9 protein-coding genes are annotated in these 15,188 nt (G+C 62.7%); 1 reads left to right on the top strand and 8 read right to left on the bottom strand.

Features of this window, described 5'->3' with window-relative positions; genetic code table 11:
* Positions 1–257: 257 nt before the first annotated feature.
* Entirely contained in the window at positions 258–1,181 is a 924-nt protein-coding gene (locus WH265_RS03420) for a pyridoxal-phosphate dependent enzyme (protein WP_339557321.1), read from the bottom strand.
* A gap of 429 nt (positions 1,182–1,610) precedes the next feature.
* Positions 1,611–2,243: a response regulator gene (locus WH265_RS03415; protein ID WP_182323988.1), complete on the bottom strand. Its 633-nt coding sequence runs from the start codon at positions 2,241–2,243 to the stop codon at positions 1,611–1,613.
* 499 nt (positions 2,244–2,742) lie between these two features.
* On the opposite strand from WH265_RS03415, the gene WH265_RS03410 reads away from it, so the two are divergent.
* A complete protein-coding gene (locus WH265_RS03410) occupies positions 2,743–3,114 on the top strand; it encodes a response regulator (RefSeq protein ID WP_021027374.1) in 372 nt (123 codons plus the stop codon).
* A gap of 171 nt (positions 3,115–3,285) precedes the next feature.
* Here WH265_RS03410 and WH265_RS03405 read toward each other — a convergent pair whose 3' ends face one another.
* The 6 genes from WH265_RS03405 to WH265_RS03380 all read right to left on the bottom strand — a co-directional run bounded on the left by WH265_RS03405 (position 3,286) and on the right by WH265_RS03380 (position 15,123).
* Complete coding sequence (locus tag WH265_RS03405; protein ID WP_027011009.1) at positions 3,286–4,416, bottom strand: hybrid sensor histidine kinase/response regulator; 1,131 nt, start codon at positions 4,414–4,416, stop codon at positions 3,286–3,288.
* Between the two features lie 71 nt (positions 4,417–4,487).
* A complete protein-coding gene (locus WH265_RS03400; RefSeq protein WP_339519323.1) occupies positions 4,488–5,330 on the bottom strand; it encodes a CheR family methyltransferase in 843 nt (280 codons plus the stop codon).
* A 6-nt stretch (positions 5,331–5,336) separates the two neighbouring features.
* Positions 5,337–8,921 carry a response regulator gene (locus WH265_RS03395; protein WP_339557320.1) on the bottom strand — a complete coding sequence of 1,195 codons (3,585 nt, stop codon included), beginning with the start codon at positions 8,919–8,921 and terminating at the stop codon, positions 5,337–5,339.
* Between the two features lie 673 nt (positions 8,922–9,594).
* Complete coding sequence (locus WH265_RS03390; RefSeq protein ID WP_148293182.1) at positions 9,595–10,503, bottom strand: hypothetical protein; 909 nt, start codon at positions 10,501–10,503, stop codon at positions 9,595–9,597.
* Between the two features lie 639 nt (positions 10,504–11,142).
* Positions 11,143–12,660 (bottom strand): IPTL-CTERM sorting domain-containing protein, encoded by a 1,518-nt coding sequence (locus tag WH265_RS03385; RefSeq protein ID WP_339557319.1) that lies wholly within the window; start codon positions 12,658–12,660, stop codon positions 11,143–11,145.
* Between the two features lie 429 nt (positions 12,661–13,089).
* Entirely contained in the window at positions 13,090–15,123 is a 2,034-nt protein-coding gene (locus WH265_RS03380; RefSeq protein ID WP_339557318.1) for an autotransporter outer membrane beta-barrel domain-containing protein, read from the bottom strand.
* Positions 15,124–15,188: the final 65 nt, after the last annotated feature.

Raw genomic sequence — 15,188 nt, 5'->3', positions numbered from 1 at the left:
TTGGGGTTTGGGAAGAATGCCTTTTAATATCAACAACTTGCTTTCTGGTGTTTGTAGGTGCAAGGCCGATATGGGTGAGATGGGATGCAGTATTCATAGGCGGTGCTAGGTAATATAGTTTTTAGCTTGAATAAATGAGGCAAGCATAAAAAAAGCCACCTGAAGGTGGCGTGCGCAAGGGAGTATGGGCGCAGCGGGTGTGCTGGTCCGATGGTTTGTCAGCCGCGCCCAGCAACCATGGCTGCAATCGCCGCCCATTAGCTCGCCAACTCGGCGCTCCACTGGGCGAGCTGGCGCGCGGTAATGCCAACGCCGCCGCAGAGGATGACCACGACGGACTGGGCTTGCTGCAGCAGCGGCGATGCGCTGTGCAGCGCCGCCACCGATGCGCCGCAGGCGGGCTCCACCAGCATGCGATGTTCCAGCAGCAGCTCTTCGCAGGCGGCCACCGCGGCGGCATCGGGTACCACCACGCTCTCGATGCGGTGCTCCCGGGTCAGCGCCCATGCGCGGTCGCAGACCTGGCGTGCGCCCAGCGATGTGGCAATCGAGGTGATGCCGGGCAGCAAGGTGGGCGCGCCGGCTTGCATCGCCTGGGCCAATGAATCGGCGCCTGCAGTTTCGGCGGCAAGGACCGGCACGGCGCCCCAGCCATTGCGCTGCAGACCTTCGACCACACCGCATAGCAGGCCACCGCCCCCCACCGAGCAAACCACCAGATCGGGTCGCTCGCCTTGCCGCGCCAGCTCATCGATCATCGTGGCGTGGCCGGTCCAGAGCAAGGGGTCATCAAAGGGGTGCAAAAAGGCATCGCTGGCCGTCATCAGCTGCTGGGCATGGGCATGGGCCTCCATCCACGATGCGCCGTGCACGATCACCTCAGCCCCTTCGGAGCGGATCAGGTCCTGGGCGCGCTGCGATGTGGTCGCCGGCACCACCACAGTCACCGGCGTCTGCAGCATGCGGCCGGCATAGGCCACCGCATAGCCGGCATTGCCGCCCGACGAGGAGATAAAGCGCTTGGCGCCGCGCGACCGGTAGACCTCGCAGGCGTGGCCGATGCCACGCGTCTTGAACGAGCCGCTGGGCTGCAAGGTCTCGAGCTTCAGGCGCACGTGCTTGCCGGTGCGCAGCGACAGCGCGCGCGATGCGATGGTCGGGGTTTCGATATGGATGGCCATGGTTGATGTCCTTGCGTTCTGAATAGTGCCTGGGCGCTGCGTGCCGATGGGGCGGCCGAGCCGGTGCAATTGCCTCAGCCACCTTAGCCGCCTCATCGCATAGCGCGGGCGCGGCCAAGTAGTCGGTAATGGAGATGCCAGTGGCGCGGAATTGGGCGGGCAACAAGGCCGCAACCGCACAGCCAGCCTCGGCAGCAGGCCCACAGTGTAGGCGGCAAATCAGCGCATGGTGGCCAAGCGCTCGATGGTGGGCGACAAGGGCATGGTGCGGCGCAGTGCTCAGAAAAACAGCGGGCTGCGGATGAGGGGAGGGCGATCTCTTGCGCCCCAGGTTGCCGTTAGCGCCTGGCCGCTGCCGCACACCACCACCTGCCCCGCCAAAGCAAACGCCACCCGAAGGTGGCGTGTGGCTTGTGGGGAGGCGGGCGATCAGCTGATCAGGCCGTTCTTCAATGCGTAGTAGGTCAGGTCGCTGTTGGAGCTCAAGGTCATCTTCTCCATCAAGCGAGTGCGGTAGGTGCTCACCGTCTTGACGCTCAGCGACAGCTGCTCGGCCACATTGCTGGCGGTTTCGCCCTGGGCGAGTTTGAGGAACACCTGGAACTCGCGCTCGGACAGGTGCTCGTGCGGCGGGGCATCGTCCTTGCGGCCCAGCTGCTGGGCCAGCAGGTTGGCGACCATAGGAGTCAGGTAGCGCTTGCCCAGCGAGATGGTGCGAATCGCTTCCACAATCTCGCTCGGGTCGCATTCCTTGTTCAGGTAGCCGTTCACCCCTTGGCGGATCAGGTTGATCGCATAGTGCTCGGCCGGGTAGCCGCTCAGGATCAGGATGCCCATATCGGGCTCCTTGGCGCGCAGCATGGTCAGCGCATCGATACCGCTTTGGCCGGGCATCGACAGGTCCATCACCAGCACGTCAATCGATTCATTGCGCACCAGGTCAATGGCTTCGCGGCCATTGGAGGCTTCTCCCACGACGCGGATATCTACAAAATCCGCGAGAAATTGCTTCAGGCCGGAGCGAACGATGGCGTGGTCATCGACAAGTCCTACGTTGATCATTGGTCTTCCTTGGTAGCGGCAGTGCAGCTCTGGCTGACTGGCTCGCGGTCTTTTTTGAAACTGCACAACCGGATCGGATAACCACAGGTCACGGCACAAGCGGCCATGATTATCAAAATCATGCAGACCATAAATATATTATTCGCTGCGATAATATCCAGAGCCGTATTGCTAAATTATAAATTTGATACTTGGTATTGACCTGCCTCAATGGTCGGTTTAATACCTTTTTCAACAGCCTCAATGGCTAGAGCCTTAGTTTAACCATGGTCTGCAAATGCCTTGTGGGTGCGCGCAAACGGACACTGTCAGTGTAGGACTACAAAACGCTGAAACCGATTTTTTGACCTCGCCATCTAGCATGGGAATTTCCCCCGCTGGCACCATGTGGTATATTCCATCGGCATAAAAAGAAAATGTCCTACAAGGATAAATTCCTTGGTGCAAATCTCAGGTTGCAATAGTTTTATTGCAATAATCTTTTATTATTGGATTTGCAATGAAAATAGTCTATATAGAAGACAATGCAGAGCTGCGCGAGACCATCGGCTGCCTCATGGAAGGGCCGGGCCGCAGCATCACCTGCTGCGCCAATGCCGAAGATGCGCTGCAGCTCGATGCCCAGGCGCCGTTTGACCTTGTGGTGACCGATGTCAGCCTGCCGGGGCAATCGGGCACCGACCTGGCCCAGGCGCTGCTCAAGCAAGCGCCGCTGCGCTGGATTGTGCTGTGCACCGGCTACGACCTGGGCCACTACCCGGCGCAGTGGGGCCCCAATGTGCGCACCTTGCTCAAGCCTTTTGAGATTGAAGAGCTCGAAAACCTGCTCGGCCAGATCGAGGCACAGCGCGCCAGCGCCACGCTGCAATAAGCACTTCAGCACCCCCAGTGCCCTCGTGCGCTGATGCAAAAAAGGACGGCTTTGCCGTCCTTTTGCTTATGGGCTGGCGCAGCCGCCGGCCAGTCCGATCCATAAAAACTATAGCGCGCAGCAGCGCAGCGCTGGGGTGGATGAGCCGGTCAGTAAACCTTGAACAGGTCCTTACAGCACCGCCTGCCGGCCCTGCGCCAGCGGCTGGCGCGGCAGCCGGATCTCAAAGCGGGTCTGGCCCTCGGCCGATTGCACCTGAATGGACCCACCATGCGCCTGGGCAATCTGCTGGGCAATATAGAGCCCCAGGCCCAGGCCTTCGCTTTGCCCGGGCTGGCGCTCGCCGCCCCGAAAGGGCTTGAACAGATCGGGCAGCAAGGCCGGCGGAATGGTCCCGGCGTTTTCGATGGCCAGCAGCACTTCGGCCGGCTGGCTGCCATCCAGCGTCACGCGGATCGGCGCATCGACCGCGCCGTGCTTGACGGCATTGCCCAGGATATTGCTCACCACCTGGGCCAGGCGCTCGCTGTCCCAGCGGCCCTGGGTGTCGCCCTGGGCCTGGTAGTGCAGCACGCGCTCGGTGCTGCACTGGCGCGCGTCTTCCACCGCTGCCGCGCACAGCGGGGCCAGGTCCATCTCGGCCAGGCTCAGGCGCAGGCCGCCGGCCTGGCGGATGCGGGTCACATCGAGCAAATCCTCGACCATGCGGGCCATGCGCTGGCTGTTGCCCAGCAGGCGCTCGGCCAGCTCTTCGTTCTTGCTCGCATCGGTCTGGCGCTTGAGCAAGCTGGCGCTCATCTTGATGGTCTGCAAGGGGTTGCGCAGGTCGTGGCTGAGCACCGCCATGAACATCTCGTTGACGCGCAGCGCCTCGGTGCGCTCTTGCAATTGCTGGGCCAGCTCCTGCTTGCGGCGGTGCAGCTCAAAAAAGATGTTCACCTTGGCTGTGAGCATGTCCGGGTCGATGGGCTTGTACAGAAAATCCACCGCGCCGCTCTCATAGCCCTGGAACTGCCAGTTCTGCTCATGCGTGCCCGCAGTCATGAAGATCAGCGGAATATGGCGCGTGCGCTCACTGCCCCGGATCAGCGCGGCCAGGTCAAAGCCGTTCATCTCCGGCATCTGCACATCCAAGAGGGCCAGCGCCACATCGTTGTGCTGCAGCAGCAGCTCCAGCGCCTCGCGCGCCGAGTGGGCTTTGAGAAACTGCACACCCTCGCGCTGGAGCAGCGCTTCCAGGGCGACCAGGTTCTGCGGAATGTCATCAACAATCAGGCATTTGATGCCGTCTATGGTCTTCATGGCGCTACAAGTCAAAAGCTAGGACCCATGGCATGCGGCGGCACGCCATCTGCGGGGCGGGTATGGTCAAACTAATCAATGCTGGGTTTTTTCTGGTATATCTTTTCCACCACCGCCACATCTTCAAATGCGGGCGCCTGGTTCGAAAATCGCAGCGATTCTTTCATGCCCAAACCCAAAAAACCGCGATGGCATAATGACTGCCGGAAAAGATCCAGCGCGCGGTTTTGCAAGTTGGCATCAAAATAAATCAGCACATTCCGGCACGATATCAAATGCATCTCGGCAAATACGCTGTCGGTCGCCAGGCTGTGGTCGGCAAATACCACGTTCTTGCGCAGCTCCTTGTCCAGCACAATATGGCCGTAATGGGCGGTGTAGTAATCGGCCAGCGAGCGTTTGCCGCCCGCTTTCAAATAATTCGCAGAGAACGACTCGGCCCGCTCAATGCCAAAAATGCCTTGTTCGGCCACGCGCAGCGCCTGCGAGTTGATATCGGTGGCATAGATCAGGCTGCGCTCGAGCAGGCCTTCTTCCTGCAGCAGGATGGCCAGCGAGTAGACCTCTTCGCCCGTGCTGCAGCCGGCCACCCAGATCTTGAGCGAGGGGTAGGTGCGCAAGAGCGGCACCACCTCGCGGCGCAACGCCGCAAAATACCCCGGGTCGCGGAACATGTCGCTGACCTGTACCGTCAGGTAGCCCAACAGCGCGGTAAATGCCGAGGGGTCGTGCATGATCCTGTCCTGCAGTTGCGACAGGGTTTTGCAGCCAAAGGAGGCAAGCGCCGCCTCCAGCCCGCGCTTGATCGATCCCTGCGCATAGCCGCGAAAATCATAGTGGTAACGGTAATAAATACCGTCGAGCAGCAGGCGCTGCTCAATCTCGGCAATCTCGGCCTTTTTGCGTAACGGCATGGGGCTTTATTTGGGCATCCAGACGCGCACCAGGGACAGCAGTTTCTCCACGTCCAGTGGTTTGGCGATGTAATCGTTGGCACCGGCGGCCAGGCATTTTTCCTGGTCGTCCTTCATGGCCTTGGCGGTCAGCGCAATGATGGGCAGGCGCTTCAAATGCGCGCGGCTGCGAATCTCGCGCATGGCGGTGTAGCCATCCATCTCGGGCATCATGATGTCCATCAGGACCAGGTCCACGCTGCTGTCTTCGCGGTCCAGTGCCTCGAGCGCTTCGCGGCCATTGCGGGCAATGTCCACCGCAATGCCGGTGGGCTCCAGAATGCTGGTCAGCGCAAACACATTGCGCACATCGTCCTCCACCACCAGCACCTTGCGCCCTTCCAGCGCGGCCTCGCGGCTGCGGGCCTGGGCCAGCATCTGCTGGTGCTCGGGCGACAGGCGCGACTCCACCTGGTGCAGGAACAAGGTCACCTCATCGAGCAGGCGCTCGGGCGAGCGCGCATCCTTGATGATGATCGAGTGCGAGAAGCGCCGCAGCTGCAACTCTTCATCGCGCGACAGTGCCCGGCCGGTGTAGACAATCACCGGCGGGAAGGACACGCCGTCTTGCTCGGACATGCGCTCAAGCAGCGCAAAGCCGCTCATGTCCGGCAGGTTCAGGTCCATGATCATGCAGTCATAGGTGCCCTGGGCCAGGTACTCCAGCGCCTGGGTGGCGGTGCCGGCACACACCACATCGACCTCGCTGTTGCCCAGCAGGCTGTGCACGCTGTCGCGCTGGCGCTCGTCGTCTTCGACCAGCAGCACGCGGTGGATGTTCTGGGTGAACTTGGCCTCCAGCCGCTTCAGGGCCTGGGCCAACTCTTCGCGCTGCACCGGCTTCAAGGCGTAACCCAGTGCGCCGCGCACCAGCGCTTCTTGCGAGTAATCGGCCACCGAGACGATGTGCACCGGAATATGGCGCGTGCTCGGGTTGCGCTTGAGCTGGTCCAGCACGCCCAGGCCCGAGAAATCGGGCAGGTTGATGTCCAGCACAATCGCATTGGGCAAAAACTGCAGCGCGGCCGACAGGCCATCGGCCGCATTGCGCGCCACCTGGCAGCTAAAGCCCATCTCGCGCGCCAGCTCTTGCAGAATGTCGGCAAAACGCGGGTCATCCTCCACCACCAGCAGATGGCGGCCCTGGATGATGGTGGGCAGCGCCAGCTCGGTAGCCGGGGCTACGGCAGCGGTAGCAGCAGTAGCAGCGGTGGCAGCGGTGGCGGCGCTGGCGGCGCTGGCCAAGGCGGTGGCATCGGCCAGCGTGGTTGCGGTGGCCGCACCAGCCGTGGCAACGGCGGTATTCGACTGCATCGGCGCCATGGCCCGGGGCGCAGCGGCCGGCGCAATCGTCTTGGTGGGCGCGCTCAGCGGCGCGGGCTGCACCGGGCGCAGCGCGTCAGCCGCCTTGGGCGCCACCGGCACTTCGGCGGCCGGGGCAGCCGCTGCCACCAGCGGCATATGAAAGCTGAACACGCTGCCTTGCCCCGGCGTGCTTTGCACGGTCACCTGGCCGCCCAGCAGCTGCGCCAGGTCGCGCGCAATCGACAGGCCCAGGCCCGTGCCGCCGTACTTGCGGTGGGTGCTGCCATCGGCCTGCTGGAAGGCCTCAAAAATCAGCTGCTGCTGGTGCTCGGGGATGCCGATGCCCGTGTCCTGCACCGCAAAGCTCAAGGTGCCTGGCTGGCTTTGCGACAGCTGCAGGCTCACGCTGCCCCGGTCGGTGAACTTGATCGCGTTGGACAGCAGGTTTTTCAGAATCTGGCCCAGGCGCAGGCTGTCGGTCTGCGCATAGGTGGGCACACCCGGGGCAATATGGCAGCTCAGCGCCAGGCCCTTTTGCTGGGCCAGCGGGCGCAGCGGCTCGATGAGCGACTGCATCGCAGTGCCCAGGTTCACCGGCTCGAGCACCACATTAGCCTGGCCGGCTTCAATCTTGGCCAGGTCCAGAATGTCGTTGATCAGCGCCAGCAAATCATTGCCGGCCGCATAAATGGTCTGCGCGTACTTGACCTGCTCGCCCGTGAGGTTGCCCTGCTTGTTGTCGCCCAGCAGCTTGGCCAGGATCAGGGTCGAGTTCAGCGGCGTGCGCAGCTCATGGCTCATATTGGCCAAAAACTCGCTCTTGTACTGGCTGGCCACTTCCAGCTCGCGCGCCTTGTCGGTCAGCGCATCCTTGGCGCGCAGCAGCTGCTCGCGCTGGTGCTCCAGCTTTTGCGTCTGCTCTTCCAGGTAGGCATTGGTCTGCTCCAGCTCCTGCTGCTGCTGCTCCATCTGCGCCTGCGAGCGCTGCAGTGCCTGGCTTTGCTGCTCCAGCTCCTCGTTGCTTGCACGCATCTCTTCTTGCTGCACCAGCAGCTCTTCGGCCTGCTGGCGGGTCTCTTCCAGCAGCTTCTCCAGGCGCGAGCGGTCCAGCGCCGAGCGCACCGCCACGGCCAGCACGGGCGACGCGCCTGCGAGCAAGTCCAGCTCGGCCGGCAGCACCGGGCGGGCAAAGCCCAGCTCGATCAGCGCATGCACCTGGCCGTTTTCTACGGCGGGGGCCAGCACCAGCTCCAGCGGCTGCGACTGGCCCAGGCTCGAAGTGATCTTCAGGTGGCTCTGGTCCAGGCCGCCCACCTTCAGCAGCTTGCCGCTGCGCAGCACCTGGCCGGCCAGGCCTTCGCCGGCCAGCAGGTGGGCCTGCAGTGCATCTGGGGGCAGCGCGTAGCCGCCAAACAGCTGGTAGCGGTCGTCCATGCCATGGCGGGCGTAGCCGGCACCCACGCGGGCGCCCAGGTAGCTGGCCAAAAACTCCAGCGCGCGTGCGCCCACTTCTTCCAGCCGGTGGTCGCCCTGCAGGCTTTGGTTCAGGCCTGCCAGGCCATCGGCCACCCAGGCCTGGCGCGCCTTGGCGCGGAACTCGCGCATCGACAGCGCGGCCGACAGAAGCACCAGCACCAGCATCACCACCGAGCCGCCCCAGGTGACATAGGTCGAGGTGATGGCGGCCTGTTCCCAGGCGCGGCGGCGCAGATCGAGCTCGGCGTTTTGCAGCAGGTACAGGCTGTTGACCTCGTTGTTGAGGCTGTCCATCACCAGCTTGCCCTTGTCGGTGCGCACCAGTGCCATCGCCTCATCGCCCCGGCCCGCTTGTTTCAGGTTAATCGTCGCTTCGAGCTCGCCGAGCTTCTGGTGGGCCAGCGCATCAATCGCCTGCACCCGTTCCTGGCGCAGCGGCGCGCTGTTGTTGCTGGCCGCCAGGCCCTTGAGCTGCGCCTCCAGCGCATCTTGCGCGCGCTGGTAGGGCTGCAGGTAGGCCGGGTCGCCCGTCAGCAAAAAGCCGCGCTGCCCGGTCTCTGCATCCTTGAGCGACGCCGAGAATTCATTGAGCTGGCGCATGGCCGCCGTCATGCGGTCGATGCTTGTCACCGCGCGGGCGCGCACATCGGCCGAGTAGACATTGACAATGGCGATGACCAGCGCAGCAATGGCGGCGGCGGCAAACCCCATCAGCATGGGCAGCGGCAAAGGGAACAGGCTGCGCGGCTGCGAAGAAGGAGATTGGGGCATGGAGGTGGCGGAGGTGAGGGCGGCTACAGGCACAAAAAGCAACGGCAAATTGTACTTGTACCTTTGTTAACAAATCTGTAGGCATGCTCCTACGAGGTGGCCTGGTTGGCTGTGGGAAGCCAGAGCCATTTTCGTCCACCCTCGGCGGCATCGCGCAAACCCTGAGGCTCCCAGGTGTTACCGGTCGTTTGCGCAGCGCTGCGCGCAAAAAAAGGGCCCGCACAAGGCGGGCCCAAGGGTCGTCTTCCTGAGAAGCACTTTTCCTCCCTCCAGAGGAGTGCTGATCATAAATTAAAAGTATTACAAAACGGGTGTGATAGCTAGGTATTATGTAAGTTTTTTGTAAGTCTTGCCCGGGCGCGCTGGGCGGGCTGCTTCGTACGGGCTCGCCCCAGCCGTGGCGGCATTGCCTTGCCTCCATGTTTTTCGATCTGCCCCACCTGGCAACAAAAAGGCCAGCAGCCACCCTGTGGGGTCGGCTGCCGGCCTGTGGAGCGATTGACTGCGGGCCGCAGCCCGGGATGCCAGGAGGCATACAGAAGGTGCCCCTGGGGTGGGCCACGCTCAGCGGCGGTGATCCCGAGGGTTGCGCACCGTGGGCTGTGGCCTGCAGCGCGGGCCTTGCAGCGCCATCAGCCTAGCCAAGCTTGCATGCCTCTATATAGAGCGCCGCCTAACGCTCCACCCATGGCCATTGCGCCCAGGCTGGCAGTTCGGGCATGCGCAGGGCTCCCTCGGGCCAGTCGCTGTCGTTGTCGCTGCCCATGTCGCGGTCCGTGCCTTGGTCGGCTATCGCTGTCACCGTCATGCGCACCACCGGTGTCACCGTGCCGTCCTTGCTCCAGTGGGTGCCGCCATCGAGGGTTCGCAGATAGCCAGTGGCCGCGCCCGAGAAGCCGCCTGCAAAGCGATAGGCGTTGGCAGGGCCTCGGTTGTCATACAGCTCCAGTGGGCAACCGTCCTTGCTGGCGAGCACCAACGCGTATTTTTTAAACGCCTGGAGTGTGGTGCGGGCGACGCTGCCCAGCTGCACCGCGGTGTAGGTGTTGAGGCGCCCATCGTTGGGCGCAAAGACGGCGACATCGATGGTCGTGCTCGCCAGCGCCGCACCCTGGGGCAGCTCGGTGCTGTCATCGAGCTGGTAGAGCCGCAATACCGCAGCAATGGTCTGTGTGCCCCAGGCCCAAGATGCTGCGCCTGGAGGGGGGCGTGCCGACATGCATCTTTTGAAGTCCGCCGTGGTGGTCACCACAGGTGACGATGCCGCCACCGCCACCGCCGATGGCCAGCGGTCACGCTCAGACCTGGGCCACCAGCTCTCCAAGGGGTTGGCGATCGCTTTGGGGTGCTGCATGCCCAGCGAAATCGCACTGATCTGTGTCGCCACAGCCCCCGTATGGAAGGCCGGGCCCATCCAGCGCAGGGTATCGACGGTATGGCCATGGTGGCGGCTGAGGGCCGTGCTGTCCACCACCACCACGGGCAGCGTCACATGCTGGGCGCTGGCAGGCGCCCCGCAGAATGCGGCGCCTAGCACGCCAGCGGCTGCGCCAGCACAACAGGTTTGGAGGTGTTTTTTCATGCTGTTTTTAGGTGGAACCCTGGCGCCTGCCAAGCCGATGGTCACAAGGCCATGCAGGCGGGTAGGCTGCTTAGGGCGTAAGGCGTAAGGCGTAAGGCGTAGGGCGTAGGGCGTAGGGCGTAGGGCGTAGGGCGTAGGGCGTAGGTCTGGCAATGGATATGGCGAGGGCAGCCTGTTTGGCACCGTCGTGCCGCATTCGCCTCGCCGGGCGGCGGCATCTGTGCAGGGCTGGCAGGCTGCGGCCAGCTACTGCCCATCAGCCAGCACCAAGCCCTGCCTGGCTGACAGCGCCTGGCGCCATCTGCCGCTTGCTCAGTGGGCCTCGGCAAAAGCCGTGGGCCGCCTCCGCTTATGCGCACTGTGCGCCAGCAGGGCAGCGCCAACCGATGGGCGGGTGCGGCGTCAATATGGAAAGGGCTGCTTTGGGCCTGCGCCATGCCGGGCAGCCGGCCGCTAACGCGCAGAACGTGGAGGAGGGAGGGGTATATTGCTTTTGCATAGTAGTTATTAATTATATGGTTGAGAAAAGCTATTTGTAAAGCGAAGTAAATGGCTGAGCCAACGCAGCTCCAGCGCCCGCGCTCCCGCCCCCGTACACAACGGTTCGCTGCTGCCAGCGCCCGCTGTGTCCTGCGCCCTTTACAGTGTTTTGCGGCGGCGCAGGCCCACAGCCGCCATCAGCGTGGCCATTGCGCCCAGGCCCAGGGTGCCCAGCGTAGGCACTGGGGTGGGGGCGGGCCCGGCCACTTCCGCCGGGTGGTCCGACTGCAAAAACCAGTGCTTGCCCACCTGGGCCAGCGTGTAGCGCCATCCACCTGCCTCCACATAGCCGGGCGCGGGCAGGCGGAATGTGCCGTTCGAGGCCCCATCGACCTGCACCACCACAATGCCATCACCGGTGGTGGCAGCCCCCGCGCCGCCCAGGTTGTTGATGTGCAAAATGCTGTCGCCGCTGGTATCGCCCCGCACCACCAGCTGCGCGCAAGGCGATGCATCAGCGCCCAAGGCCGTGTGTATCTCGATCACACCGCCATCGCCGCTGTAATCCTGCGTGACGGTCAGCACACTGCCGGTGCCACCGGCGGCCAGGGTGACCCGCCCGCTGTTGTCCAGGCTCTGCACCGTGGGGCTGTAGCTGCTGGTATCGAGCGTGGCGCCAGCGGCCACGACAAAGTCCGAGGCGGGGCTCAAGCTGTTGGCCGCGCCTGCGCGCAGCAGGCCCGCGTTGATGCGGGTGCTGCCCTGGTAGCTGTTGTTGCCCGTCAGCACCGTGGTGCCCGGGCCGTTGGCGTGGACCTGACCGCTGCCATGCAAGTCCGGTGTGAGCTGGTACTGCCCGGAGGTATCGCTGTGGTTCAGGTTCAGCATGCTCGACGCCGCATTGCCCAGTACCAAGGTGTAGACCTGCAGAGCCCCTGGGTGGATGCTGCCTTCAATCGTCAGCACAGCGCGGCCGGCGGCGCCTGGCGCCGGGGACGACAACCACAGCACATCGCGTACATCGACGGTGGCGCCTTCGCCGATCGTCAAGGCGGTGTCGGCCTGGCCGGCGTAGCTGCCAATTTCCAAATGGGTACCCACCGTCCACCGGGAACCCGTGCCGCTCAGCACAAGGTCGCCAAAGTAGACCATTGCATTGGTTTCGCAGTCGAGCCAAGCGCCATCGCGGATCTGCACGGTCGACCTGCCTTGTCCCGCGAAATGGCATTCTTCCCCGCGCAGCGTGGAAAAGCGGCCCTCAACGTCGATCAGCGCGCTGGAGCCGGGCAGTGGAGTCGACTCCAAGGTCTGGCCGCTCGATACGCTGGCGCCATGGCGCACCTGGAGGGTGGCCGATCCGGCTTGGCCCAGCAGCAGGTCGCCTGCCACGGTCCAGGACGACTGCAGGCCCTCCACCAGCACCGTGCCTGCGCTGCCTGCCTGTTCGCTAACCGTTCCGTTGTCAGACACCAGTTGACCACCGTGGAGAATCGCCAGCGTACTGGTACCGCTGTGGCCAATCGTCACCTCGGTAGCGTTGTGGCTGGCGCCCAGGTTGCCGGTGGGGGTTGCGTCTCCGCTGAAGTGGACACTCTGGGCCTGCGCCAGGCCCGGGAGCAGGCTGCCAAAGAGCAGGGCGCAGAAAACAGCCGAGGTGTAGTAATTTTTGATCATCATTTTTGATTGATAGGGTGGTAAGAAGCTATCGACAAGCAAGGCCTGGAACAGTCTGGGGCTGGGCGGGTTGACACTGGGCCGGCACCCGCTCTGGGCATTGCTGCCCTGCACTAGCGGCAAAGGCGCAATGAGCCTCTCATGAATGATAGATTTATGCAATCAAAAAAGGCAGATGATGGTTTTGTGGAATAAAGAAAGACCATGCCGACGGTGGCCCGCAATAAGGCTGGATGCCCGCCCAGGGCCGTGTGAATGGGCGCTGCCTTGGAGGGGCCTAGCCCCGTTGCTGGTCGCGCTAGCCTGCGGGTGTTTGGTGGTGGGCGTAGACAGCCGTGTCTGGCTGGACTGCCCAGATGGCTGCGCCCAAACGGCACAGCCCCAGGTTTTCACCTGGGGCTGGCATCGAAGGCTGGCGCAGAAGGGCGTGCTTTACACCGTTGTGCGGCTGCGGCGCAGGCCCAGCAGCCCCATCAGCGCCGCCAACGCGGCCAGGCCAAAGCTGCCCAGCGTGGGCACCCGCTGCAGCGTGGCAGGCGGCTGGGTGGCGCCCGCGTCTTTGATCAGCACCTGCGCAGCAGGGCCGGCAAGTGTGTAGGCATCGGCGGTGCTGGGCGGGGCAATGGCCAGCTCGGCCATCACATCGCCGTCATCGGGCGTGGTGTTGGGCGTGGCGGTGATCGTGCAGCTGGCCTGGGTGGCGTTGGCGGCGATCAGCAGCGGCGATACGCAGGTGGTCGTGTAGCGCGGGTTGGCCGCTGGCAGCAGCAGGTTGATCGGCAGGTCCGTGCTGGGCGCTGCCGTCAGCGACACCGTGCAGGTGGCGACCTGGTTGGCGGTGTCCGTCAGCTCGGCGGGGGTGCAGACCACGCTGGCCTCGGGGCCGCTCGCTTCGGCATGGACATCCGACTGCAGATACCAGTGATTGCCCACCTTGGCTAACGCGTAGCGGAATCCACCGGCCACCACATGGCCGGGCGCGGGCAGGCTGAAGGTGCCGTTCGAGGCGCCATCGACCTGCACCACCAAAATCCCGTCGCCGGTGGTTTGTGCACCAGCACCGCCCAGGTTGCTGATGTTCAGCGTGGTGTTGCCGCTGGTATCACCCTGCACCACCAGCTTTTCGGTGGCCGCGTTGTCTGCGCCCAAGGCGGTGTTCATCGCAATCACACCGCCACTGCCGGTGTAGTTTTGGGTGATGGTCAGCACATTGCTGGTGCTGCCTGCCGCCATCGTTACCGTGCCCCTGTTGTCCAAGCTTTTGAGGATGGGGCTGTAGGTGCTGGAGTCGAGCGTGCCGCCGCTGGCCACCAGATAATCAGAGGAAGGGCTGAGGCCGTTGGTAGCGCCTGCACGCAATACACCTGCATTGATATGCGTGTTGCCGCTGTAAGTATTATTTCCGTTCAGAATGGTTATGCCCGATGCATTGGTTTCAACCGTGCCTGGGCCGGTAATGGGCGTGGCAAATAGATAATTACCAGAGGCATCCGTATGGTTGAAATTAATACGGCCTAGGCCGTTCAAGCCAAATACAATGCCTGCAGCGCTGAACGTACCCGGACTGGTAGCACCTTCGATGTTAAGTACGCCTTTGCTCACTGCTGCCGTGTTGTTAGCAACGTTGGGCAGCCGCAACTGGTTGGTCACCTCTACGGTGCTACCTTCTCCAATGGTCAATGCAGCATCGCTCATGCGAACCGGAGTTCCTATATCGAGAGATCTACCCAATAGCCATTTAGACCCAGCGCCGCTGAGTGAAACGCTGCCAAAGCCCAGGTCCGCAATGGTTCCACATTCAAAAGTGCCTCCATTGGTTATTTGCATGGTGGTGGAGTTAGCAATCCCTAAATCGCATTGCCGTGTCCCTTCTAGCCTTGAGTTGGCTCCGTCTACTTCAATAAGACTTGCGGAGCCTGGAGTGGAAGAGGTGAAAAGACTCCCGAAGGGTGCCGTGGCACCATTGATAACCCTCAGAGAGCCTGATCCGCCATCACGGCCTACCCAAAATTGGTCGTTATACGTCCCTGAGTTGGTAAAAGATGATCCTGGGCCATCAACAATGAGCGATCCCTGGCCTCCAGCGAGAAAACCAATATAAACATAATCGCTGGCCGTAACTTTTGCGTTGTTTTTAACATGGACGACACCCGTGCTTGCGGTGCCAATAAACACGCGTCTCGTATCCCATTGCGAACCGTCAGAAATGGTGACCGTACCAGATGCGCCAGCACTGCGCCCAACGTAGATTTGGTTGGTGGTGGTCAGTGCAGCACCGGATAACACGTCCAGGCTTCCGATGCCGGTAATGCCCACGATCACATCTGATCCACTGTAGCTGGCCCCCACATTGCCGGTGGGGTTGGTGTCGCCGGTAAAGTTAATGCTTTGGGCATGGGCAAAGCTGCTTAGCAGACAGGCGGTGAGCAGGGCATAGCGGGCGGGTGGGGAAAATGCTTTTTTCATATCGATTTTTAATTTATAAGTTGTATAAAGCTATGTGAATAGCCAGTGAAGGGAGGTGAGTGGCA

The organism is Comamonas sp. MYb396 (genome assembly GCF_037479555.1).
GTDB lineage: Bacteria > Pseudomonadota > Gammaproteobacteria > Burkholderiales > Burkholderiaceae_C > Comamonas.
The sequence above is the reverse complement of the archived record's forward strand: the minus strand, read 5'-3'. Positions and strand labels throughout refer to the sequence as shown.

Excerpts from the sequence above, each read along its gene's own strand:
- WH265_RS03380 (WP_339557318.1), bottom strand. The coding sequence starts at position 15,123 with ATGAAAAAAGCATTTTCCCCACCCGCCCGCTATGCCCTGCTCACCGCC.
- WH265_RS03400 (WP_339519323.1), bottom strand. The coding sequence starts at position 5,330 with ATGCCGTTACGCAAAAAGGCCGAGATTGCCGAGATTGAGCAGCGCCTG.
- WH265_RS03420 (WP_339557321.1), bottom strand. The coding sequence starts at position 1,181 with ATGGCCATCCATATCGAAACCCCGACCATCGCATCGCGCGCGCTGTCG.
- WH265_RS03410 (WP_021027374.1), top strand. The coding sequence starts at position 2,743 with ATGAAAATAGTCTATATAGAAGACAATGCAGAGCTGCGCGAGACCATC.
- WH265_RS03390 (WP_148293182.1), bottom strand. The coding sequence starts at position 10,503 with ATGAAAAAACACCTCCAAACCTGTTGTGCTGGCGCAGCCGCTGGCGTG.
- WH265_RS03385 (WP_339557319.1), bottom strand. The coding sequence starts at position 12,660 with ATGATGATCAAAAATTACTACACCTCGGCTGTTTTCTGCGCCCTGCTC.
- WH265_RS03415 (WP_182323988.1), bottom strand. The coding sequence starts at position 2,243 with ATGATCAACGTAGGACTTGTCGATGACCACGCCATCGTTCGCTCCGGC.
- WH265_RS03405 (WP_027011009.1), bottom strand. The coding sequence starts at position 4,416 with ATGAAGACCATAGACGGCATCAAATGCCTGATTGTTGATGACATTCCG.
- WH265_RS03395 (WP_339557320.1), bottom strand. The coding sequence starts at position 8,921 with ATGCCCCAATCTCCTTCTTCGCAGCCGCGCAGCCTGTTCCCTTTGCCG.